This is a genomic window from Paraburkholderia sp. EG304, from assembly GCF_046543485.1.
GTDB classification, from domain to species: Bacteria; Pseudomonadota; Gammaproteobacteria; order Burkholderiales; family Burkholderiaceae; genus Paraburkholderia; species Paraburkholderia youngii.
On record NZ_JBKGUA010000132.1, the window covers coordinates 1 to 6,098 of the forward strand.

Annotated in this window: 4 protein-coding genes and 2 pseudogenes; 2 read left to right on the forward strand and 4 right to left on the reverse strand. The window is 67.3% G+C overall.

Going from position 1 to position 6,098, the window contains the following annotated elements:
• Positions 1–120, forward strand: a pseudogene (locus ACLFKU_RS42195) (ribonuclease E/G); the annotation flags it as partial.
• Positions 121–306: 186 nt separating this feature from the next.
• Here the strand turns inward: ACLFKU_RS42195 and ACLFKU_RS42200 are convergent.
• A pseudogene (locus ACLFKU_RS42200) lies at positions 307–1,977 on the reverse strand (Rne/Rng family ribonuclease); the annotation flags it as partial.
• Between the two features lie 403 nt (positions 1,978–2,380).
• On the opposite strand from ACLFKU_RS42200, the gene ACLFKU_RS42205 reads away from it, so the two are divergent.
• A complete protein-coding gene (locus ACLFKU_RS42205) occupies positions 2,381–3,358 on the forward strand; it encodes an RluA family pseudouridine synthase (RefSeq protein WP_410853192.1) in 978 nt (325 codons plus the stop codon).
• Positions 3,359–3,367: 9 nt separating this feature from the next.
• Here the strand turns inward: ACLFKU_RS42205 and zupT are convergent, their stop codons facing one another.
• The 3 genes from zupT to ACLFKU_RS42220 form a co-directional block, all read right to left on the reverse strand.
• The gene (zupT, locus tag ACLFKU_RS42210) at positions 3,368–4,177 is read right to left on the reverse strand and encodes a zinc transporter ZupT (RefSeq protein ID WP_319214247.1); all 810 of its coding nucleotides are present in this window, start codon (positions 4,175–4,177) and stop codon (positions 3,368–3,370) included.
• Positions 4,178–4,362: 185 nt separating this feature from the next.
• On the reverse strand, positions 4,363–4,782 hold the full coding sequence (locus ACLFKU_RS42215) for an energy transducer TonB (RefSeq protein ID WP_179458505.1): 420 nt from the start codon (positions 4,780–4,782) through the stop codon (positions 4,363–4,365).
• 4 nt (positions 4,783–4,786) lie between these two features.
• Positions 4,787–6,098, reverse strand: a 1,312-nt coding sequence (locus tag ACLFKU_RS42220) for a 4a-hydroxytetrahydrobiopterin dehydratase (RefSeq protein ID WP_410853193.1), incomplete at its 5' end; no start/stop codon positions are given.

Below are 6,098 nucleotides of genomic sequence, written 5' to 3' on the forward strand. Positions count from 1 at the left end.
GCGCTGACCGCCATCGACGTCAACTCCTCGCGCGCCACCAAGGGCAGCGACATCGAGGACACCGCCTTCCAGACCAACCTGGAAGCGGCCGATGAAGTGGCCCGCCAGCTGCGCCTGCGCATTGCCGTTGCCACCGCGCTCGCCACGCTCATCACGACGGCCATTGCGGTCCTTGCCGTTGCGATCCTTGTTGCGACCATTGCGGTTGCCGTCCTGGCTCGGGCGGTTGCTCGGCTGCGGCGCGGGGGCCGGGGCCTGTTCACCCCCGAAGATGCGCTTCAGCCAACCCACCACGCCCGTCGCAGCCGGGGCGGCCACGGGAGCGGCCACCGGGGCCGGTGCGGCGTCCGGTTCCGGGGCTTCACGCACCGGGGCCGGCTGGCTGTGCTTGACCTGGGTCACCACCGGGGCGACCGGGATGTTCAGCTGGGCCTTGGTCAGCGCGTGCACCGGCAGCTTGCGCGGGGTGCCGCGCTGGTAGCTCGGCTTGCCGCTTTCTTCGCCCAGCTCGTTCTCGCGCAGGCGGGTCACTTCGTAATGCGGGGTGTGCAGCTGCTCGTCGGCGACGATCACGATCGGCGCGTCGTGGCGCTGTTCGATCTCACGCAGCGCGCTGCGCTTTTCGTTGAGCAGGTAGTTGGCGATCTCGACCGGGGCCTGGACCAGCACCTGCCCGGTGTTCTCCTTCATCGCATGCTCTTCAGCCACGCGGATGATGGACAGCGACAGCGACTCGACGCTGCGCATGCGGCCATGGCCGTCGCAACGCGGGCAGACGATCTGGCTGGATTCGCCCAGGCTCGGACGCAGGCGCTGGCGGCTCATTTCCATCAGCCCGAAGCGCGAGATGCGGCCCAGCTGCACGCGCGCACGGTCGTACTTGAGTGCGTTCTGCAGGCGGTTCTCGACTTCACGCTGGTGCTTGTTGGAGGCCATGTCGATGAAATCGATGACCACCAGGCCGCCCAGGTCGCGCAGGCGCAGCTGGCGGGCCACTTCATCGGCCGCTTCCAGGTTGGTCTGGAAGGCGGTGTCCTCGATGTCGCTGCCCTTGGTGGCGCGCGAGGAGTTGACGTCGATGGCGGTCAGCGCTTCGGTCTGGTCGACCACGATCGAGCCGCCGGACGGCAGGCGGACGTTGCGTTCATACGCGCCTTCGATCTGCGATTCGATCTGGAAGCGGTTGAACAGCGGGATGTCGTCCTTGTAATGCTTGAGCTTGCGCAGGGTCTGCGGCATCACCTGCTGCATGAACTCCTGGGCGGTCTCGTACAGCTCTTCGGTGTCCACCAGGATCTCGCCGACATCGGCGCGCAGGTAGTCACGCAGGGCGCGCACGATCAGGCGCGATTCCTGGTAGATCAGGAACGAGGCCGGCTTGGTCAGCGCCGCTTCGGCGATCGACTTCCAGACCTGCAGCAGGTAGTCCAGATCCCACTGCAGCTCTTCGGCATCGCGGCCGACGCCGGCGGTGCGGATGATCACGCCCATGTCGTCGGGGATGTTCAGCTTGTCCAGCGCTTCTTTCAGCGCGGCGCGGTCTTCGCCCTCGATGCGACGCGAGACGCCACCGGCGCTCGGCGAGTTCGGCATCAGGACCATGTAGCGGCCGGCCAGCGAGATGAACGTGGTCAGGGCAGCGCCCTTGTTGCCGCGCTCTTCCTTGTCCACCTGGACCACGACTTCCTGGCCCTCGCGCAGCAGCTCGCGGATGCCGGCCTTATTATGGTCGACGCCTGCCTGGAAGTAATCGCGGGAGATTTCCTTCAGCGGCAGGAAGCCATGGCGCTCGCCGCCGTATTCGACGAAAGCGGCCTCCAGCGAAGGCTCAAGGCGCGTGATGCGGCCTTTGTAGATATTCGACTTCTTCTGTTCCTTGGACGGCTGTTCGATGTCGATGTCGTACAGCGTCTGGCCATCCACGATGGCTACCCGCAGCTCTTCAGCCTGCGTGGCATTGATCAGCATTCGCTTCATTCTTGCGTTCCTCGCGCGCTGCTACCGCGCGGAACGCCATGGGGTTTCGCTTCTGGTCACGCTTCACCGCCCATCGCGCATGCGCGGGGAGGGCAGTTTGGGTTTCCAGCGCTACGACACCACGGCAGGCCGCGGGAGCGCTTCATTTGTTTTGGTTTGGGTGTTACTGGGCCGGAGGCAGCTTTCAGCCAGGCTGGAGCGCCACAGGGACATGTTCAGCGCGAATGCGTGTCAGACATCCGGCGATGGCCGGGACCGCCGGTGAGCCGCTAACATGGCCGCCCCGGGGGCGGTGGCTGCGCACTGTGCCGGAATCGAGGGAAGTCGGGCTTCTGGCCCAGAGCAACTTCCAACGAAATCAATCCCTTATCTCGCCCGCCGAGTGTAACAGAATAAAAGGCCAATGACCGTTACCGAGCCCACCCCGAAAGCCGCTGAAGCCATGACCAGCGTACGTATCATCACTGTCCCGGCCGACCGCGCCGGGCAACGCCTGGACAACTTCCTGCTCGGCCAGCTCAAGGGTGCACCACGCAGCCTGATCTACAAGCTCGTCCGCAGTGGCCAGGTCCGCGTCAACGGCGGCCGCGCCAAGGCCGAGCGCAAGCTCGAGGGCGGCGACGAAGTGCGGGTTCCGCCCGTCCGTCTCAACGAGGAGGGCGACAAGGCCGGTCCGCCCGCCGCGTTCATGAAACGACTGGAAGATGCCATCGTGTTCGAAGACGATCGGCTGCTGGCGCTGAACAAGCCGTCGGGCGTGGCCAGCCACGGCGGCAGTGGCATCAGCTTCGGCGCGATCGAAACCCTGCGCGCGCTGCGCCCCGGCAAGACCCTGGAGCTGGTCCATCGGCTGGACCGGGACACCTCGGGCCTGCTGATCGTGGCCAAGAAGCGCTCGGCCCTGAGCGAGCTGCAGGCACTGCTGCGTGAGGATCATGGCGCCGGCATCCGCAAGCGCTACCTGACCCTGCTGGCGGGCCGCATGCCCGATGGCACCATGACCGTGGACGCCCCGCTGCACGTGGGTCTGCGCCAGGGTGGCGAGCGCCATGTCCAGGTCAACCCGATCGGCAAGGAGTCGATCAGCCAATTCAAGGTGCTGGAGCGCAAGGGCGGGCATTCGTACTGCGAGGTGCGGATCGAAACCGGCCGCACCCACCAGATCCGCGTCCACGCCCAGCACCTGGGGCATCCGGTGGCCGGTGACGACAAGTACGGCGATCCGGACGTCAACAAGCGGCTTCGTGAGCAGATCGGGCTGAAGCGCCTGTTCCTGCACGCGGCCTCGCTGGAGTTCGCGCTGGACGCGGGCAAGACGCCGTATCTGATCAATGCGCCGCTGGCCGAAGAGCTGGTCGAGGTGTTGAACCGGTTGAAGTGAACCGGCCCATCACCACTTGAACAACACCAGGCTGATCGCCAGGCTGCCCATGCCGGCCACCAGGCCGTACACGGTCTCGTGGCCCTTGGCGTAGCGCTTGGCCGCGGGCAGGAGTTCGTCCAGGGCCAGGAACACCATCACGCCCGAAATGATCCCGAACACCCAGCCGAAGGTGGCGTGGTTGAGCACCCCGGACAACAGGACATAGCCGATGGCCGCGCCGATCGGTTCGGCCAGGCCGGACAGCAGGCTGGCCCCGAACGCATAGAACTTGTTCTGCGTGGCGAAGTACACCGGCACCGCGATCGCGATGCCCTCGGGGATGTTGTGGATGGCGATGGCGAAGGCCAGGGGCATGCCCACCGACGGGCTCTCCAGCGTGGCGAAGAACGTCGCCAGGCCCTCCGGGAAGTTGTGCGCGGTGATCGCCACGGCCGTGAGCAGGCCCACCCGTTTGATGTAGGCCTTGTTGTTGTCGCGGAACAGCGGATCCTGCTTGTCCAGGCTCTCGTGCGGGTTCGGGATCAGGTGGTCGATCACCACGATCAGCAGCACGCCGACCAGGAAAGCCGCGGTGCCATAGGCGAAGCCCAGCCGGGCGTCGTACGCCTGGGTGAACGAATCGATCGCCTTGTTGAGGATCTCGGTCAGCGAGACGAAGACCATCGCGCCGCCGGCGAAGGCCAGCCCGAACGCCAGCAGGCGCGGGTTGGGCCGGCGTGAGAACAGCACCATCAGGCTGCCCAGCGCGGTGGCCAGGCCGGCGGCCAGGGTCACCGCGAGGGCGATCCATACGTTGTCACTGGAAATATCAGGCATCCGCCAACGCGTCCTTGTACGAGAAAAGTGCGCCGTGCGGTCCCCGCCTCCCCACAGGACCGCTGAAATGCGGTGCTGCGAGGGGGCGGTGTTCACCGGGCGCGTGGCGACGCGTCGATCCGACGGGCGCCTTGACGATCCATGATGCGCGGCTTGCGGCGGCCGACCTCAACACAATGCGGCGATCAGCCGCCGCGACGCAGCCGTTCTTCGACCGCGAAACACTGGTCGGGCTTGGGCTGCGGCGGATTGAAGCTGACCGGCACCTGGATCGTGGTCGAGACCGTCTGCCCGGCGCGGGTGGCGGCCTTGAACTGCCAGGCCTGCACGGCCTTCTGTGCCTGCTCGTCGAGCTGGGCGTTGCCACTGCCGCTGGCGAGCTGGACCTGGCTGGGCTGGCCGTCGGCCGCGATGGTCACCTTGAAGGTGCTGGTGCCGCCGATCCCCTGGCAGGCCAGTTCGATCGGGTACTCCGGTGGCGGCGTCTTGACCGCCGCGACCTCGGTGGGGGCGGCGACCGGGGCGGCCGGTTCGGCGGGCGTCTTGTTGCAGCCCGCCAGAGCCACCAGGGCGAGGCTGGACAGTGCGATGTACGGCAGTTTCATGGGCTTACTCCGTCAGGGCCGAGGCTTTCGCCGCGCAGATGAAGTCGTTCTCGCTCAGGCCACCCACGTCATGGGTGGAGAAGCGCACCACGGCGCGGTCGTAATGCACGCCCAGGTCCGGGTGGTGGTCTTCGCGATGGGCCACCCAGGCGAGCGCGTTCACGAAGGCCATGGTGCCGTGGTAGTTGTCGAAGCGGAAGGTACGGGTCAGCGCCTGGCCGGCCTCGGCCAGCTCCCAGCCGGGGACCTGGGCCAGCAGCTCGGTGACCCGGGCGGCGCCGAGCTTGTGGTCGCTGCCTTTGCGCGGCACGCAATGGGCGTGGGCCAGCGGAATCAGGTCGGCCATGGGTTCCTCCACATCTGGATGACTGAACAATGCGCGGTCGGGTGTATAAACCGAATGAGCGCATAACAAGGGATTGGCTAGAATAGCCCGATGATCCAGATATCCGACACTGCCCAATCCTATTTCCGCAAACTGATCGAGCGTGAGCCAGGTGCCGGACTGGGCGATGCGCTCCTTGCTCCAGCCGTCCTTGTCGCCACCGGGCGCGCCGCGCTCGGCAGTGCCGGCGCCGGCCTGGCCCGGAACGCGCACACTGCCATCGGCCTTGAACAGGCTGCCACCGTTGCCCTGGGTCGCACTCACGGCCCGGCCGTTGAGATCGGCATCCTGCGGATGGTTGGCCGCACCCCAGTCGTCCGCGCGGTTCGGCGTGGCCCAGCTGCCCGGCGCTGCTGCCGTCTGGCGGGCGGGCGCACGCGTTGCATTGGCCGCGCTGGTGCTGGACGCACTGGCGGCGCTACTGGAACGGGTCGATGCCGGGGCCGTCGCGGTACTGCTTGCCGCGGTCGGCGAAGGGGGTTCCGGGCGCGGCGCGGCATTGGGCACCGCGCGTTCGCGCACGGCGACCTCCGGTGATCGGCCCGGCACGGTAATCTCGCGCGCGGGCAGCGTCGCCACCGTCACCGCAGGTGCGGTCACTGGCCGGATCTCGCGCTCACGCACCTGCAGTTCGCGTTGCGGGAGCGTGGCATCCACGCGCGGGCCGGGCACCGTAACGGCCGGAGCGGGTGCTTCGACCACGGTCACCTGGCGCTCCTGGACGGTGAGGTCGGGTGTCCGCAGTTGCGGTTCGGCCGGGCGCAGCGTGGGTACGGTGCTGCGCGGCGTCGGTGCTTCCACGGTCACCACGGTGCGCTCGCGCACGGCGATGTCCTGCGGGTCGCGTGGCACCACACGCACATCGGTGCGCGGCACGCTGGTCGGCGGCACCACGAAAACGGTCGGGGCCAGGGCGACCTCGGTCGCCTGC